Raw genomic sequence first — 17,384 nt, forward strand, 5'->3', positions numbered from 1 at the left:
CAGCCTGTCAACAGGAAGAAATCAAAGAACAGATCACCTATACCCGTAAAAAGTAGTCTTCACATAAAGGCCGTGCTGCCCTTCCTGCACACTTACCGGTAGAGAAATTGAGATCCACCCAGAGGGGGATCTAACGGATATGGTCTGCATCGGTAAAGAAGTAACCGAAGAACTGGAATGTGAGCCTGCCCGCTTCTTTATCCGCCGCTACATCCGTTATAAGTATACCGCTAAAAACGAAGAAGGAGTAAAAACCGGAGAGCTTCCCGAACGGGGATCGATAAAGGCATTCCGGGAGCAGGGCTGCTGGCCATGATCCTTACTGATAAATACATGGATCATTTGCCGCTCTCCCGGCAAAAGCAGCGCTTTGCCCGGGAGAGCATCCCCATAGCCTCCTCTACCATTGAAGGCTGGGTCAAACAGGCACTGGAAAGACTGGAACCACTCTACCAGCAACTCAGGTTTGATATCAAAAAGGGTATTTACAGGTCGATGAGACCAGCATCAAGTATTGGAAAGCGATAAGAAAGGTGCTGCCCATATGGGCTGGTATTGGGTCTACCATAGTCCTTTAGATGGGTTGGTAATGATGGGCTATCAGCCTACCCGGGGTGCGGCAGCCACTACGGAGATGCTTAAAAGCTTTAAAGGATACCTCCAGAGTGACGGGTACGGCGTATACGAAAAGATAGGTCAGCGAGCCGAGGTAACACCGGTAGCCTGCTGGGCCCATGCCTGAAGGGAGTTTGAACGGGCACGGGATAATGATAAAACCAGGGCAACTAAAGCCCTCCATCTCATCCAACAACTGTATGCAGTAGAGCGAAAGGCAAAAGAGGAAGGACTCTGTGCCCAGCAGATCAAAGCGCTTCGCCTGGAAGAATCTCTTCCGGTGATCAATGAACTGGGAAAATGGATCTTTCATGAGGTAAAGAACACCTTGCCCAAAAGTCAGATCGGTAAAGCCATGCGCTATGCCATGGAGCGCTGGGATAAGTTAAGCGCCTATCTGCAGGACGGAAGCTTGTTAATTGACAATAACCAAATCGAGAATGCACTGAGGCCCATCTCTCTGGGTCGCAAGATCTACCTCTTTGCAGGAAGCCATGATGCAGCTGCCAGAGCAGGGATGATCTATTCCTTTTTTGCTATTTGCAAAAAGCATGAGGTGAATCCGCTGCAGTGGTTGAAACACGCCCTGCAAAATATGATGACGATTAACCATAAGAACATTCGAGACCTCTATCCGCAGAATTATAAGAAACTAATCGAGTCCTAAAAGACAGGGTTGGTCGGGCGGATACCTTATTATCCACTTAATTAATTATTATTGTTCAACCAACAAGGGGAGGTACAATAATATGTATGAAAAATTAGCGAAATACGCTGGGTTATTGCCGCTGGTGGCTGTATTCGTGTACTTGTTTGGATATGTAATGCTGAATGCATATCTAAACAATTTTGGAATAACTGAAAACGTAGCCCTGGATGAACGGATTTTGAGTTTAGGTATTTTGTATCTTGTAATCATAGCGCCCATAATATTAGTCTGCTTTGCAACATTTAAATTCGGAGATTACAGGAACGTCAATCAGTCTACCTACCCCGAACTAATTGATAACCTTCATGATGCTTTTGGTTATTCTTTGCTCTATGCATTGTCATTAGGGGCCTTGCTACTAAAAACGGCAATGGATAATTCGACTATAGTGGTTTTAGGCATACTGGCAGTTGCTGCCATAATTAATAAAGTACCAATGAAATCAACGGTTCGCATGTACTTAAAAGGTGCATTCATGATCTCGTCTTTTTTTATCTATGTTACTATAGGCATCAGTGGGGTTGTCTCACCAAAAACCTGGTTTTATCTTGTCGTATTTATGGCTTTCCTAACTTGTATAGGTCTTCGCATATTTAATAAAGAAGGCACAACCTATCAGGCAAGCCGAATAGCGATAGTCGTTACTACCCTGCTGGCTCTTGCATCAACAGTTGGCGCAAATTTAATTGGTCATATTCCTGCTCAGTATGGGGGCGAAAAGCGTGACAAAATTGTCTACTTCCTGGATATGACTGCTGTTGACAAACTAAAAAGAACACAGCTTAAGCCGTATATAGAAAAAGACAATTCGGTAACCATGCAATCCGTCTATCAAAATTCGGATCGGATTTATTTCTTAACGCCAAATCAATACGTTCTTTCTATTCCCAAATCTTTCGTCGAATCAGAACAGGTTAAAGTCCCTAAATATAATTATGTTGACAGGTAATTCGCTGCTAAATCCCATATAGAAGTACATCAACTTACAGCAGATCTTTATATTTCAGCTTTAGTCTGATACCCAGCCCGGAATCTGCTTTTTTATTGAGATCCATCTTTAATATCTTATTTCCAGGGAGCTGAACTTTTTGAATATGTAACCTCCCACAAAAAAGGAACAGTTTAAAGCTAGAATAATTAACTGTCAAAATGTAGATTTCCTCAGGTGTCAAATTGTCCTTCTTTAGAATTTCTTAAGTTTATTTTCATCTTTTATTTTCTCCATTTCCAGGAGAAAATCCCTCGTATATTTTCTAGCTTGTTCAGAGTCAATACCTGATTTATCGAAAATTGGTCTTGCAGACACCATTTTTGGTGGTTCCGTCTTTTTATTATCAGAAGTCTTATTCTTTTTCATCAATCATAAAAATTTAAACATTAAGATACATTTTAATTTGTTGAATAAAAGCGACAAATCAAGTCGCAAAGAAGATAGCCGCGATATAAACTGATTTATGAAGCCCTTTTGAATGGGGTTATGAAGAAGAATTATATCTCTAGTATCCAAAGGATCCGGTTCTTTTGTAACAGCGAAGCTTAAGTTATCAACAATCAACTGGTTGTGTGAGTAAATTCGCTTGTAGTGTGTTGGCAAATGTCGTACCTTTATTAATCCAGATTTAGGTAAAAACATGTTTGACAAGGAAATTGAAGCAATTGCAAAGTGCACAGAGTTAGTAAAGGATCTTGATGAAGACGCGAAATTTAGAGTTATAAAATATTTAATAGAAAGGTTTGGCATCGCATCGCAACCCCAAAATTATACTGGCAACAGAAGTGCACCTACCAATGGCGATATAACATTAATACAAAATGGGGCAAACGCGGCTTATAGTAACGAAAATGCCTCAGACCCATCTGAATATCCAAGTCTTAGAGACTTGATGATTAAAAACTATCCAAAGAATGAAAATGAGTGGATCTTGTGTTATTCGTTTTATTCATCAAAATTTGGAACTGACACGTTTACTCGTGATGAAATATTAGAAAAGTACCGTGAAAATAATCGATTGAATAAAAGCACAAGTGGAAATTTGAATAATAACATAGCGGCTTGTATAAAAAAAGATTGGATCAAAACAAGTGGAGAAAATTTTATACTGAAACCGGAGGGTATAAACTATGCAAGGGAAATTTTAGCGGGCAGGTCTACCTCCAAAGAAGTAAAGCAAACAAAGCGTAAGTCAAAACAAACACAAAACGAAAATAATGCTTGATGACTTGCAAAGTTTTGTAGACAGTGTAAAGGATTTCACTAATCTTAAAACCTCAGAAAAAGTAGACTACTTCGCACTGTTTTTTTTGGAAGTAGAAAAGAAAGCTGACTTCAACCATAAAGATATTGTTTTGGCATTTCAGCAACTTAAACTTGTGCCATTATCAAATATCCGACGATATTTAATAAGTCATTCAAATAAAGCAACGCCAAAAAGAAGAAAAGTTAAATTTATAAAAACTAAGACAGGTTTTCATATTGAGGGAAATTATAACGTTGAATTAAAGACAAATATAATTGCGCAAGAAGTGCCATTTATTAACTACAGTGTTAATGCTGGCCACTTTGAATTGAAACCTAGCGATATTCCATTTTTAAATGCAAAAATCAAGAGAAATGCTGAGTTTTTTTCGAAAATTTATTTCTTGCTATATCATCTGGAAAATAGCATTAGAAAATTTTTGACCATTCGATTGAGTTCAATTCTTGGTCAGGATTGGGAAAAAACCGTGTGTTCTGATATTGATTTGGTTAAAGCTGAAAGAATTCGGTCTGAAATCCATCTGTCAGAGATGCTGCCAAAAAGAGGGGATACTATTTTATACTATTGCATGTGGGACGATTACGGTAAGTTCTTAAAACAGTATCCTAATATATTTGATGATCGAAAAGAGACCGACGAAGTGTTGGCACATTTAAATTCGCTATCTAAAATACGAAACGCTGTAGCCCACAACGCCAGCACGATTCCAAAAGAATATCAGGATGAGCTAACACTATTCCTGAAAAAATATATCAAAATAATGAAAAATTATGCACTGGATCAAGACTAACTAAATACTTTTTTAGACATTGGCTTGCATCATATTTTTTCGAGATGATATTGAAATATAATATGTCACTTCGTTGTTATATTTCCTCAAGTTAAATTTTAAGATGTGCTCTTCAATCGTATTTTAAATTCTGCAAAACTTCACATGAAATTTGCAGGCTGCTCTCCTTTTCCGGGCGAGACAGATTCTCATTTAATGGATTAAGTAAGGTGACAATACACCAAACGGTTAGAAATGAGACAAACTATTCTTCTAGATTTGAGAAATCTAGCAACTGATCAACTGAAGCATTCAATGCCTCTGCAATTTGAACTAAAATGTAAGCTGTCGGATTAGCTCCTTGCCGTTCGTACCGATTTATAAATTGTTTATCTTTCCCTATGATAGCTGCTAATTCTCCCTGCTCAAGATTCTTATCTTCCCTTAATTGCTGTATTCGTTTTCCAAGTTTCGTTCTGAAGCTTTTTTGAGACAAGTTCATTGCGCAAACTCCGGAATTAATAAAAATACTGGTCAACAAATTTGTTTACTATGCCTAATTTGCTATCTTTGAGTTATGTAATAGAAACAAATAGAGATATAATATAGGCATTAAAAAGAGTCTTGCAGCTCCACTCTCAGGTCGTTTCTGCAAGAAGCAGTAAAATGCCCCAATACTTTCGGGAAAGCGTATATTTGCAAATACTGAAGGTGTGGGGCTCTGCTATACACCCGTGGAAACGTAAGACCTGAGAATCTATGGAGCTACGGGATGCAGGTCCCACACTTTAGTAATTCCTGTATCTTGTGGCACGGCTCGTTAAGAAAACGAGTTGATGAAAAAACAGTTCAAGCAAAAAGAATTTAAGCTCCAGGTATACATAACTAAAAAAGGTAAAGGGACTGTTACTTCCTTTCGTACTTTACCTTCTTGGCTGGTAGCATCGGGTAAAATTCGTTGCAAGTTGCACTTATCTTCACTATTATCAGAAAGGCAAGATTATTTGCGAGGTCTCGTTTTCTATCGATTTCTCTTACTGTTTGCTAGGAAACCTAAAAATCCCATCTGAAACCTCTCTAACTCACCTCAATATCTTTTATCATTTCATTCATCTGTAATTACATGAAGAAATCTCAGGAGCAGATCTTTCAGTTCGTTAATTCGCATTCCCAGGAGGAAAGCAAACAATTGTTATGGACATTGCTGAAGTCAGCCGTAGTCGGAAACTTAGGTGATTTGTTGCCTATCGAACGGGAGAATCTGCTTCTTTTATTGAAACGCCCGGTCAAATGATCGATGGTGTTCACGAGGAATATCCATCAAAGTTCGACAGATGATCCTGACTCAACTTCACTTCTCCTTAACTCATTAAAAATGAAAGCAAGAAACAACCCTTTTTCTCTGATCGCAATAGCCGGAAAGGAGGTTTACATCTGATGTCACCGTTTTCCGAATTTATGATAAACTACGACGAGGAGTATAGCAGAGAGTATTTGTGGAGAATAATGAGATCCGTCGTGACCGGCGAATTCGGCTCCTTCTCCCGCAAAGAACGCAGCAACCTCATCTCTTTTTATGAAGCCCTCGACGGCCTTTTGTCAGACATTTACAAACACAGCAACGCAGCTGAAGAATCCCAAAAGAACGAAGGAGGCCCGGCAGGATAATCCCTGCGTTTTCCTCTTAATACACAAGGCCGCCCGGCCTCCATAGTCTTTTCTTAACCCTTTAATCATTAATCAAAAATGCTCAAAATCCGAGTACAGGGGATTCTTTTGTCCTGTTTTAAGCAAAAAAAGAAACATCATAACCCTTCGGCGGAAACTCCCGCCCCGATACAACAACCAGCGTCCGAAAAACTTCTCGGTCAGTACCTGCTCTGTTTTTACATCCTGATGATCATCCTCTTCTCCCTGATGGCCATCGTCAGCACCTACGCGCAAACTGGCCATTCCATCAAAGGAAAAGTCACCGACGAAAAAGGCGAAGCCCTCCCCGGAGCACTCATTAAAGTGAAAGGCACCGCACTGGCCACCTCCTCCGGCAAAGACGGCGTTTTCTCCTTTCAGAACATTCCCCCCGGTGCCGTCCTGGTCATTTCCTTCATCGGCTATCAAACCCTCGAAACCAGCTTGAAGCCAGGGCAGACCTTCCTTCCCGTTTCGCTCAATCCCGATAATACCCAGCTCAGCGAAGTGCAGGTCGTGAGCACCGGCTACCAGCAGCTCCCCAAAGAAAGGGCAACAGGAAGTTTTACTTTTATTGATAACAAGACACTGAACCGGGCTGTATCTCCCGACCTGATCAGCCGCCTCAACGGAGTAACCAATGGCTTGCTGGTCGACAAAACGGTAGGCTTCAACATCCGCGGACGCAGCACCATCTTTGCCAATACCGCTCCTCTGGTTGTGATCGATAACTTTCCCTTCGAAGGGGATATCAATACCATCAACCCCAACGACGTCGAAACCGTCACTCTTTTAAAAGACGCCGCCGCAGCTTCCATCTGGGGTGTCCGTGCCGGAAACGGGGTGCTGGTGATCACCACAAAGAAGGGGAGAGCGAATGAGAAAACGAAAGTGGAGCTGAACAGCAACCTCACTGTAGGTGCTAAGCCAGACCTGTATTACCAGCCGCAGTTGTCATCCGGCGAGTTTATCGACCTGGAAAAAGCGCTTTATGAAAAAGGAGCGTATACAACAGCGCTCAATACAGATTACATGGTGATATCGCCGGTGGTTGAACTCCTGCAGAAAGCAAAGCTTCAGCCCGACTTTGCCGCACAGGCAAACGCGGAAATCGATGCACTGCGCAGCCTCGACATGCGCGACCAGCTGGATAAATATTACTACCGGAACAGCACACGCCAGCAGTATCATTTCAACATCAGGGGAGGCGGCCCCGCCCAAACGTATTTCTTCTCTGCCGGATACGACAAAGACCTGCCCAATGAGGTAGCCGCCTCCAGTTCGAGGATCACCCTGAAGGCAAGCAATTCGTATTCTTTTCTCGCCGGGAAACTTACTCTTTCTCCGGATATTACCTACACCCGCAGTGAAATGAAGAACACCAACGCCGCGGGTTATTCCCCGTTTTTGCCATACGAGCAGATCGCTGACGAGCATGGAAATGCCCTTCCGGTTCTCATGAACGGATATTACCGCTCAGCGTACACGGACACCGCCGGAAACGGGAAACTGCTCGACTGGAAGTTTCGTCCTCTGGAGGAATTGCGAAACGGCAGTTCATGGTCGAATCCGAAGACCAACGACTACCGGATCCTCCTTGGAGCGGCTTACAAGATCCTGCCGTCGCTCACTGCTTCTGCCAGTTACCAATACTTTAGCTCGAATTTGCGGGGAGAAGTGTCTTACGGAGCTAATTCCTTTTACACCCGCGACATGATCAACAAGTTTTCACGGATCAATGCTGCTACCGGAGAAGTGATCAGGCCGATAGAAACGGGCGATATTTATACTCCGTCGTTTTCTTCAAACCAGGGGAACTACGGCAGGGTGCAGGCCGACTTCAGGAAGCTGATCGCCGGTAAGCATGAGGTATCGGCCCTGGCTGGCTATGAACTCAGGGAGGACAAAACAGCTTATAACTCATACACGCTGTATGCCTACAAGCCTTCTACCGCAACCAGCCAGGTGGTGGATGCCATTACCCAGTTTCCCTACTATTATAACGCGGGCATAACTTCCAGGATCTCCAGCCGGACATCGGAAAGCGGCACGGTAGACCGTTATATTTCATACTATATTAACGCTTCATACACCTATGATGAGAGGTACATCGTGTCTGGAAGTTATCGTAAGGACGAATCGAATCTGTTCGGCGTAAAGGCTAACCAGAAGGGAGTTCCGTTGTGGTCGGCAGGATTTGCATGGAATGCTCATAAGTCGGCCATACTCAGTTCCGACCTCTTTTCTTTTTTACAGCTCAGAGCGACCTATGGATACAACGGTAATGTAGACCGTAGTCTGTCGGCATATCTTACGGCTGAGCCTGCCGGGCTGAATACGTTCAACCGTAATTACTATTCCGTTACCAATCCGCCGAATGACGATCTCCGGTGGGAACGGGTGAGGAATATCAATTTTGCGCTTGAATTTGCAACCCAGGCCCGGCGCTTGTCGGGAAGCGTGGAATATTTTTCCAAGAAGGGGATAGACCTGATCGGCAGCAGCCCGGTTGCACCGCAGACCGGAAGGGTTTCGTATACCGGAAATACGGCAAATTCCATGACCAGGGGATTTGATCTGCAACTGAACAGCCTGAATACCAACGGCGCATTCCGCTGGACAACAACGGGAATTCTCAATATTGCGAAAGACCGGGTAAAGGAGTACAAGCTGGATCCTCTGACGAATGCTTCGATCCTTACCACCCCAATCACTCCGATCGCAGGATATCCCGTAAGATCGGTATTTGCTTACAGGTGGCGTGGCCTGGATGCAACAGGGGAGCCCAGGGGAGAGTTGAACGGGGAAATCAGTACCGACTATCTGCAGATCCGTAACTCGATGGATTATAATCAACTAAACTTTTATGGCTCGGCGGTCCCTACCTTATATGGTAGTTTGCGTAACACCTTTTCCTATAAAAAGGCAGAGCTTTCCTTTGCTCTCACCTATAAATACGGTTATTACTTCCGGAGGAGTTCGGTCAGGTACGGGGCATTGAACGCCGGGGCTTATATGCAGCCCGATTTTGATAAACGGTGGCAAAAACCGGGTGACGAACTGCTCACCGATGTGCCGGCATGGATATATCCTGCGACGGGTAACCGCGATGAGTTTTATCAGTACTCTTCAGTACTGGTCGAAAAAGGCAATCAGATACGCCTGCAGGACATCAGGGCATCGTACACCGTCAATAAATCCCTTGATATTTATTGCTATGCCACGAACCTGGGAATCCTCTGGAAGGCGAACAGGAGAGGGCTTGACCCCGACGTAAGTGTGGGATACCCGGCACCGCTGTCGGTCGCATTTGGTTTAAAAGCTGGTTTTTAATGATAATCTTATGAATAGAATATTCACCTTTCTCTCTGTATTTGCGTTGCTTGCGGCCTCAGGTTGCCGTAATGATTTTTTGGACGTTAAGCCGGATACAAATATTATACAACCGGAAACTCTTGATGATTTCGAGGGTCTGCTGGAGAATACAAACATCCTGGGAAGCTCGGCATTGCCCACTCTCTCTGCCGATGAATACGAATTCCTTAGCTATGAGATTTATCAGAGTGCAAGAAGGGCGGCCGAGCGGAACGCATATATATGGAACCGTGACATTTTTGGAGGAGAAATAGACGCGGGTGACTGGAGTACGCCCTATGAATGTATCTTTTACGCGAACAGCGTACTTGCGGGACTTGCAAAGATGACGCCCTCCCAGAACGAACGCGATCACTTTAACTTCCTTAAAGGCTGGGCTTTGTTCCACCGCGCCTTCGCTTATTATGATCTTGTGAGCAATTTTGCACAAGCATTTGACGAAGCATCAGCAGATAATGATCCGGGTGTACCTCTCAAAACGAATCCCTCTATTGAGGATATCCAGCCGCGGGCGTCAGTACGTCGTACTTACGACCTGATACTTTCTGATTTGCAGCAATCGGCCGCTTTACTAAGCGCTGCTCCATCAGCTAACAACCGGAACAGGCCTTCAAAGACGGCCTCGTATGCGCTGATGGCCCGGGTTTACCTCAGTATGCGGAAATATGATCTGGCGGAATTACAGGCCGACAGCTCATTGTCTCTCTACAATAAACTGATTGACTACAATACCGTAAGCCAGACCAGCACCACTCCGTTTGCCATTACAAATGACGAGCTGATCTTCAGGAAAACGACTACTACCGACTACACCAGTATTAATCTGAGTCCAGGCAACAGGTATTATACCATCAGCCCCGCGTTGCGGCAGCTTTACCATGCAGACGATCTGCGTCCCCTGATTTATTTCCGGAGACAAAACAGCGGCGCTTATACGATGAAAATGATGTACAACGGATCAACTTCGTTGTATTCTTTTACCGGGCTTGCCACCGGCGAAGTATACCTCATTAAGGCCGAGTGTGCAGTGCGTCGTCATGACCTGTCTGAATCGCTTTCTTTTCTAAATGCTTTGCTGGTCAAACGGTACAAAAAGAGCAGCTTTGTTCCGTTTGATACTGCAAACGAAGATGTATTGCTCGCGCGGATACTCGAAGAGCGTAGAAAAGAGCTGATATGGCGGGGCCTCCGCTGGACCGACCTTAAGCGGCTGAATAAGGAGGGCGCCAACATCACCCTCACTCGTGAGCTAAACGGGACCCGATATACCCTGCCGCCCAATGATCCCCGCTACGTATTTCCAATCCCGGACCATGAAATAACCAGGAGCGGGATCCCTCAGAACCCGCGTTAACGCATCAATCAAAAATCTTATGATCAGTATAAAGAGAATCAACCGCATATTACTCACAGTACTTCCCGCATTCGCGTTCTTCGTAACACATGCATCGGCGGCAACTCCTTTTATTTCTCTAAAGGGCAGGGTTGCCGATCCTGAAATTCAGCAGATGCCCGGCGGGAAAACCCGGCTTTATGCTATTGTTTCTGAATGTCCCTTCAATGGCATGATATTGTCGGGCAGTGCGAACTTTAAAAGTAAAATGATTGAGCTGAAGGTGGGTTTCAATGAGCCTTTTACGATGATGATCCCGCTTTTAGCCAGGAGGATGTACATGATCCTCAGGTATGAAGACAATCTGTTGGGCCGGAAATGGGTAAATGACAATAATAACGTGTACATCTTGGAGAACGGGGACGACCTGAGATGTGTTCTTTCGAAAAATGATATCCGTTTTACGGGAAAGGGATCAGCGAGGTTAAATTGTCAGACTGACCTGCACCAGGCAAAATTCATTCTTAAAGATCGTACCACCCTGTTCAATGCAGGTCAGTTTAGTGCGATCTATAGTAAACAAAAGAAAGGCATTGATTCGGCTATTAAGGTGCAAAAGGCGGTCATTAATCGTTACAGAAGCAGGATTGGCCGGGAAATGGCGGACATCCTGACCGCCAATATTTATGGCCTGGCATACAACAGCTTTCTGGCAGGCGTCAGGATGACGGGTAGTGTGGAAGAATACAGTGCTTTCCTTGCCAGTGAGCTATATAATGATATCCGCAACTTTAAAGGTCCCGTTTTGCCGCAAAGTATCCTCGCCGCCGCCCCCTTATATACAGATTTTCTTTTTGAACGGGAACTGACTCTAACCCGCTTATTCGACGGCATGCAACTGGAGGCGAACGCTGAACCCCGGCATATTGCAGCAGTTTATAACAGGATTAAGAGTGGTTACTCAGGGGTGATCAGAGATAAATTACTTGCGTCGTTCTTTTTGTACTGGAAAACCCGGCCCTCCATTACCAGCTTTCTGGAAGAAGGCCTATCTCTGGCTGGCCAGGATCGGTACAGATTGGTCCTGATAAATATATCAGAGCAGTTAAGAGTGGGAGCTGATTTTTTTCCATTTGAACTGGAGGACACGCAGGGCAAGCTCGTCAGGCTTTCAGATTTGTCAGAGAAGTTGCTGATCGTCGACTTTTGGTATACGGGCTGTCCCGGATGTGCGAATTTGAAACGTGCAATGGCAGGAGTATGGCAAACGTATAAAGATCATCCGGGTGTTCGCTTTGTTTCCATTAGTATTGATAAAGACAGAGAGCAATGGAAAAGAAGTGTTCAGACACATGAATACACCGAGCCGGAAGCAGTTAATCTTTACACCGGTGGGGCAGGGAAAAACCACCCGGTTATTAAGTCGCTGCAGATCGGCGCTTATCCGAAGATGTTCATAGTAAAAGACGGGAAGGTTTTTTCGGCTAATCCTCCGTGGCCAAGCGGTCCGGATACGAGTACAGGAACGACCAGGGAATTCATCCAACTGATGCAAAAAGGGCTGCAATAAAGGGCTCAACAAAAAGAGGTTATCGGGCTGATAACCTCTTTTTGTTGTAATGGGTTCTGTATTAATTGCCGAAATATTGTCCTCTTTCGGTAGACCGGATGACCCATGGGGTCGACATGTTGGCAAATGCTTCCAGCTCAGATACCGTGTAGGAGGCTGCGGTCACGTGGCTTGCACCCTCGGTTGTCACTGTATAGCGGCATGGGTTCGGGCTTTCTCCTTCGCATAGATCCGGATTGTATCCTTCAGTAAGACGCTGATAACTATTATCATCCGGCTTATTTCCATAAATATCTCCCGCAGCTCTTGCTGCTTTTGCATTTTCTGCATACCTGAAAGCACTGCCTCCCACCGTTAAGGCAGCAAGGAACAGGCCCAATAAAAATTTACTGAAATTGTTCATGATGTTTCTCTTTAAATTAATGGATGTTTTTTACTGATCTTCAGGCCAAACAGGGCCAACCCTGTAAAGCCCAGGTTGAAAAGGAAATGTCCGCCCCAGCTCATCTTTGTGAGGAAGCAGGTTGCAGTTGCAGGGAAGGTGTTCTGCCCACAGCAGCATGCTCAAAATATACAGTGTAAAGACGATCATTAGTCCCGTAAACCCATAAAGTCCCAGCCTGCTGGCCGGAGGTATCATCAGCAATACAGCAATCCCTGCTTCCAGTATGGGTACTGTCCAGGCTATCAGCGGGGCATATCTTCCGATGAAAGCAACTCTTGCCAGCCCTTTTTCGAACGTTTCGTGATCAGCAATCTTATCGTATGCTGAAATGACGAAAAGGACAAGGCAGAGCATACAGATGACGAACACGGTATAGTCCTTTACTTTGCCTGTAAAGAGGGCTCTGATCCTGTTGTTGAATATGTTTGTTTTATTGATGAGTACGTGATACATGATCGTATGACTTTCTTTTACACTGAACTTGATTTGACTGCTGTCGCAACTGGGTTCCTGCTCTGCAGGACATTTCTTTACTTGGAGTCAGAATACTGCGAATCTGCGCTCGCGGGTGTTTTTGCGTTTCATAGTATATGTCTTTTGTTTTACACAAAAGAAAGTCAAAAACTGCCGGGGCGGACGGGTTGCGAAAAGTGCGAAAAGCAGTGAAAAAGGGACCTGAAAAGTGGTAATGAGATGCAAAATAAAATGAAAAGTGGCGTGCCGTGCTGCGAACGGCTTTGCGGGGATACCGTTTTTCGACCCCCACTTCTTTAAAAATATTTTAAGCCTCGTAACGAAGAAGGGTATTTCGATATATTATGGGTTATTCTGTAGATTTGCTAATAGCTCTTGTTTTAAGCAATATGAAAGTAACTATCGAAGTAGACAGCAAAAATGATTTTGAAAAGTTAACTGCTTTACTTAAATCACTTGATATAAATTCTATAAAAGTCATTTCCACTGAAGATAGCTTTAGTGCTGTTCCGGTAAAGAAGGGGGATAAAAGGATCGATCCTGAGGGTTTATTCGGTATTTGGGCTAATAATCCAAGATCCCTGGAAGATATCAGAAAGGGTGTTTCGAATGTCAGGATTAGCCATAGAGTGGATAGGAAAAATTAATCTGATCCCTTCTCCTCAATATCAAAATCCTTCCTTATTTGTTTGTCTATGGCAAGCAGGATGCGATGATATTTGACCGCAGAGGAGAAAAGCCTTTTTTTGTCCAGTCGCCCGATGGTGTGAGCACTGATTTCTTCCGTTTGGCTGCTGCTGTGAACGGCGGCAAAGTCATGAGCCGCCTCTTTTCTGGTCTGGTAATTAAACAAGTTCTGACGGTATCTATAATGAAACTCCAGGCTAAGTTCGTCAGCGGACAACCGCATCTTTAGTTTAGCCGGTCGGGGAGAGCTGGTGCTTCTGCCGGAGATCAGTATCCGCTGTTCATCCAGGAACAAAAGGATATGGGCATTCAGGGTATCTGATCCCGGATCGAAAGCCAGGTGTTTCAATCCGCTAGTATGGCTAAACAGGTGTTTCGTGTTGTCAATCAGCCTGATCTTATCTTCCACCTCAACCGGCGCTTCCAGTCTTTTCCGGAAAGAGGCCGTCCAGTGATTGAAGAATCCCATGTGGTTGAAATTATAATGATTCAGAAAATAAAGCAGACGTTGCTCCCAATTCTTTTTACGCGGATCAGATGCCAGACGGGCGAGTTCCGAAAGGAACACCTGGAGATAATCGTGGTCGCGGTAGGTGATAGCGGGGTAAGTCCTCTTCACCAGGGCGTTCAACCCGCTGCTAATTTCACGGATCATCCAGAAGCTAATTCTCTTTTTCCGGAGGCCCTGCTCGATGGCAGGCCACGTGCTTCGCAGCAACGCCCTCATTTTTATCACGCAAAAGTGCGGAACAGCCTGCCAGCTGCCGACGAAGCCCCGGAAACAGTTTTCGCTGAAGTTGACCATATCGGTAAGGCAATACAGGGCATAGGCAAGAGGGTGGATGTCACCGACTGGTGACATCACCTCCACGATGTCGTGATCATCCCGCCACTGAAGCTTTTCAGTAACAAGATTGCTGAGCCTGATAAGCTCTGCATGAAAGTTATTGATATCCCATGCCGCTATTGACTCATTGGGTTCTGACTTGAAAATCTGGTAAACGGCGGCCTTCAGACGTATGCACTCGGCAGTGATAGCTTCCGTGAGACCGGTAAGTTGCTGCAAGTCTCCGGAATTCAGGGCGTTAAGCTGGCCAACAAGCGATGTCAGTTTAGCTGATTCATTGAGCATATCCTCTTTTGTTAAATCTATGTCTTAAAAAAGGTTTTAATCTGTGGATGATCTACAGGCAATTTAAGCAGGCCGGCCCGCTAAAAAAACATACCAGACCCTGAATTTATAGTATACCAGTAATACTTTTTTAATTCAAGTCGTAATATTGACTAGAAAAGAACTTCATCCGAAGAAAATATAAATGAATAGTGTCATCCACCGGTTTTTTTAAGGTTTATTGAACCGCTTTCTGCCGAAAGATGAAACGCTTATCAAAATGAAGAAATGAACGATCCTGAACAATATTTTGTTTTTGAGTTTGAAAAGGGGATTTCAAAGACGAAGCAACTGGTTAACAAGATCATCACGGCGATTAAGAACAAACAACTTACACCCGGTCAGCAGTTGCCTGCCTACAGGAGGCAGCAGAAGCTTACAGGCCTGAGCTATACCTTGATTGTAAAGGCAGGCAAGCAATTGCAATCGGCTGGATATGTGGCTGCCGATCAACGGAAACGGATATATGTCAGACAAATAGAAACCGGCAAGGAGATAAGGGGACTAACGGAAGAAGCGTCTTATCCCGTGCGCATGGTAGAGCCGCTGGATGTTCTGCCGTCCTGCCAGATAAGAAATAAGATCATCCGTTTCGACCTGGACGTTCCATATCCCGACCCCTCGCTGGAAGCAAAAAAGAAGTCGAAATGCCGCACGGCTTACACCAACTCTTTTCCGGGAAACTATGCCGCACAGGAAGCAAAGGTCGTTTCCCGGATTGCTGAAAACCTGGCCAGGTTTAGTGGAGTGAGCATAAAACAGAGGCAGTGTTCGGTGATCAGGGGAGCAAATACAGCCTTAACCAGTCTTTTTTCAGTGCTTCATACGGGTGAGAAGAAGAGGCTGGTGATCCCTCATACCATTGCCCCTTCTGTGTATCGGGCTTGCATGAATTCGCCTTTTAAGGTAGAAAAGCTTGAAAATGCAGATAATTCGGCTTTTACCATGCGCCTGCACAAAAGGGGGCGGTTTGATGATGTTGCGGCAGTGGTAGTGGAGCCCCGGTTAGACTATTATACCGGCTCTGAGATGTCGATGGATGACCGCCTTGCGCTGCTGGATTTAGCAGATAAATATCGTTTTCCGGTGATCGAGGTGGATTATGATCATGAATTTCTGCAGGGACGGCCCTTACCATTGTTTGCTGTTGACCAGAAGAACTCGATCCTGGTGAGCTGCGTGAGTAAGATGGACTATGCCCTGTATGACCTGAAGTATGTCTGCGGGCCGGTGAATGTGGTCCGGTCGCTCCGCAATCTCAGCTATTCCAACAGTATGTGCGACGACTCGTATCTCAGGTCGGTGGATGGTATTTTAAAGGGGTTCTCTGTGAGCGGCACATCTTTCAGCAGGGTAAATGAGATCGTTTTTTGCGGGGAGGAACTGGTGAAGTACCTTGAGCCCTGGTTCAGGCAGGAAGTGCTGGTTATGTATCCGGGCTTCGGACCGGCCATATTCCTCCGTTTTCCGAAAGATACCGACATGGTGCAGATGGAAGAAATCCTGAAGAAATGGGATATTGTGATCGGTACCGGGTTTTGGGGGAGTGGTACGGCTGGAAAGCTGCTCCGGCTGAGCCTGCTGGGGGTGAACCGGAAAACTTCCCTGAAGCCAGCGGCCGAAAGATTGTGCGCGGCTTATGCCCGGTGCAGGGGGAAGGAGCGCCGTTTGTGACATGTGTTCAATTTTTTTAACCATATCATGAAGTTAATCTTACGTTTGACAAGAAGTGCTTTCCAGGCGGTAAGGCTTCTCGCAGAAATTGCAACTGAATTAAAAGACAACCGCAGACCACCCCGCGAGGAGGTGTGGCTCGATAATGTCCAGGCCGCCTCGTACCTCAATGTGAGCATCCGGACGATCTACACGTACAAAATTAACGGTACCCTGAAAGCTTATCGCATTGGCCGGCGCGATTACTACCGCCAGTCGGATATCTTCCGGATGAAACAATCCTAGTTTTTCATTCACTGATCAGCATTTTTTACCAGGATGGTTCCGGGACAGTTCCGGGGCAACAGGCGGGAGGCTGCGTGTTTTCCGCGTGTCTTCCGCGTGTCCTGCTCGTGTCGGCCTCGGGTTTGAGTTGCAGCCGGCTCGCAGCCGAGTCGCAGAAAAGTCGCAGACTTTCCGGAATGATCCCGGTACTGTCCCGGAATCATCCCGCCGTTTGTCTTATCCTAGAATGGCTATACACCTTACTGAATAAATCCTGAATTAATTATACACGATGATTTGTTATTCCTGGTTGAATTATACACTGCAATTTGGTAATCCTGTTTGAACTAT

The 17,384-nt window shown here is 45.0% G+C and carries 16 protein-coding genes and 1 pseudogene; 12 read left to right on the forward strand and 5 right to left on the reverse strand.

Annotation, left to right across the window (positions count from 1 at the left end):
• Positions 1–8 precede the first annotated feature (8 nt).
• Positions 9–1,282 (forward strand): annotated as a pseudogene (tnpC, locus tag DDR33_RS11615) (IS66 family transposase); the annotation flags it as partial.
• Between the two features lie 82 nt (positions 1,283–1,364).
• Entirely contained in the window at positions 1,365–2,273 is a 909-nt protein-coding gene (locus DDR33_RS11620; RefSeq protein WP_109415949.1) for a hypothetical protein, read from the forward strand.
• A 234-nt stretch (positions 2,274–2,507) separates the two neighbouring features.
• Here the strand turns inward: DDR33_RS11620 and DDR33_RS25825 are convergent, their stop codons facing one another.
• Positions 2,508–2,681 (reverse strand): hypothetical protein, encoded by a 174-nt coding sequence (locus DDR33_RS25825; protein ID WP_158280721.1) that lies wholly within the window; start codon positions 2,679–2,681, stop codon positions 2,508–2,510.
• Positions 2,682–2,955: 274 nt separating this feature from the next.
• Between DDR33_RS25825 and DDR33_RS11630 the strand changes: the two genes are divergently transcribed.
• Both DDR33_RS11630 and DDR33_RS11635 read left to right on the forward strand, forming a co-directional pair.
• Positions 2,956–3,540 carry a hypothetical protein gene (locus DDR33_RS11630; protein ID WP_109415951.1) on the forward strand — a complete coding sequence of 195 codons (585 nt, stop codon included), beginning with the start codon at positions 2,956–2,958 and terminating at the stop codon, positions 3,538–3,540.
• A complete protein-coding gene (locus tag DDR33_RS11635; RefSeq protein ID WP_109415952.1) occupies positions 3,533–4,372 on the forward strand; it encodes a hypothetical protein in 840 nt (279 codons plus the stop codon). The genes DDR33_RS11630 and DDR33_RS11635 overlap by 8 nt, the downstream gene beginning before the upstream one ends.
• 244 nt (positions 4,373–4,616) lie before the next feature.
• Here DDR33_RS11635 and DDR33_RS11640 read toward each other — a convergent pair whose 3' ends face one another.
• Positions 4,617–4,853: a helix-turn-helix domain-containing protein gene (locus DDR33_RS11640; protein WP_109415953.1), complete on the reverse strand. Its 237-nt coding sequence runs from the start codon at positions 4,851–4,853 to the stop codon at positions 4,617–4,619.
• Positions 4,854–5,474: 621 nt separating this feature from the next.
• Between DDR33_RS11640 and DDR33_RS25830 the strand changes: the two genes are divergently transcribed.
• The 5 genes from DDR33_RS25830 to DDR33_RS11660 all read left to right on the forward strand — a co-directional run bounded on the left by DDR33_RS25830 (position 5,475) and on the right by DDR33_RS11660 (position 12,318).
• Entirely contained in the window at positions 5,475–5,645 is a 171-nt protein-coding gene (locus tag DDR33_RS25830) for a hypothetical protein (RefSeq protein WP_158280722.1), read from the forward strand.
• A 143-nt stretch (positions 5,646–5,788) separates the two neighbouring features.
• Positions 5,789–6,019, forward strand: a complete 231-nt coding sequence (locus DDR33_RS11645; protein ID WP_109415954.1) for a hypothetical protein — start codon at positions 5,789–5,791, stop codon at positions 6,017–6,019.
• A 78-nt stretch (positions 6,020–6,097) separates the two neighbouring features.
• Complete coding sequence (locus DDR33_RS11650) at positions 6,098–9,373, forward strand: SusC/RagA family TonB-linked outer membrane protein (RefSeq protein ID WP_109415955.1); 3,276 nt, start codon at positions 6,098–6,100, stop codon at positions 9,371–9,373.
• A 10-nt stretch (positions 9,374–9,383) separates the two neighbouring features.
• The gene (locus DDR33_RS11655; protein ID WP_109415956.1) at positions 9,384–10,769 is read left to right on the forward strand and encodes a RagB/SusD family nutrient uptake outer membrane protein; all 1,386 of its coding nucleotides are present in this window, start codon (positions 9,384–9,386) and stop codon (positions 10,767–10,769) included.
• A gap of 19 nt (positions 10,770–10,788) precedes the next feature.
• Positions 10,789–12,318 (forward strand): TlpA family protein disulfide reductase, encoded by a 1,530-nt coding sequence (locus DDR33_RS11660; RefSeq protein WP_109415957.1) that lies wholly within the window; start codon positions 10,789–10,791, stop codon positions 12,316–12,318.
• Between the two features lie 61 nt (positions 12,319–12,379).
• Here the strand turns inward: DDR33_RS11660 and DDR33_RS11665 are convergent, their stop codons facing one another.
• Both DDR33_RS11665 and DDR33_RS11670 read right to left on the reverse strand, forming a co-directional pair.
• Positions 12,380–12,721, reverse strand: a complete 342-nt coding sequence (locus DDR33_RS11665; RefSeq protein ID WP_109415958.1) for a hypothetical protein — start codon at positions 12,719–12,721, stop codon at positions 12,380–12,382.
• Between the two features lie 30 nt (positions 12,722–12,751).
• Entirely contained in the window at positions 12,752–13,216 is a 465-nt protein-coding gene (locus tag DDR33_RS11670; protein ID WP_109415959.1) for a MauE/DoxX family redox-associated membrane protein, read from the reverse strand.
• A 410-nt stretch (positions 13,217–13,626) separates the two neighbouring features.
• On the opposite strand from DDR33_RS11670, the gene DDR33_RS11675 reads away from it, so the two are divergent.
• A complete protein-coding gene (locus tag DDR33_RS11675; protein WP_109415960.1) occupies positions 13,627–13,884 on the forward strand; it encodes a hypothetical protein in 258 nt (85 codons plus the stop codon).
• On the opposite strand, the gene DDR33_RS11680 is transcribed toward DDR33_RS11675, so the two are convergent.
• Entirely contained in the window at positions 13,881–15,056 is a 1,176-nt protein-coding gene (locus tag DDR33_RS11680) for a hypothetical protein (protein WP_109415961.1), read from the reverse strand. The genes DDR33_RS11675 and DDR33_RS11680 overlap by 4 nt on opposite strands.
• A gap of 267 nt (positions 15,057–15,323) precedes the next feature.
• Here DDR33_RS11680 and DDR33_RS11685 point away from each other — a divergent pair, with 267 nt between their 5' ends.
• Together DDR33_RS11685 and DDR33_RS11690 are read left to right on the forward strand one after the other, a co-directional pair.
• The gene (locus tag DDR33_RS11685) at positions 15,324–16,769 is read left to right on the forward strand and encodes an aminotransferase-like domain-containing protein (protein ID WP_109415962.1); all 1,446 of its coding nucleotides are present in this window, start codon (positions 15,324–15,326) and stop codon (positions 16,767–16,769) included.
• Between the two features lie 27 nt (positions 16,770–16,796).
• Positions 16,797–17,054, forward strand: coding sequence for a helix-turn-helix domain-containing protein (locus DDR33_RS11690; protein WP_109415963.1), 258 nt, complete (start codon positions 16,797–16,799; stop codon positions 17,052–17,054).
• Positions 17,055–17,384 lie beyond the last annotated feature (330 nt).

This window comes from Pararcticibacter amylolyticus (assembly GCF_003130405.1).
Classification (GTDB): domain Bacteria; phylum Bacteroidota; class Bacteroidia; order Sphingobacteriales; family Sphingobacteriaceae; genus Arcticibacter; species Arcticibacter amylolyticus.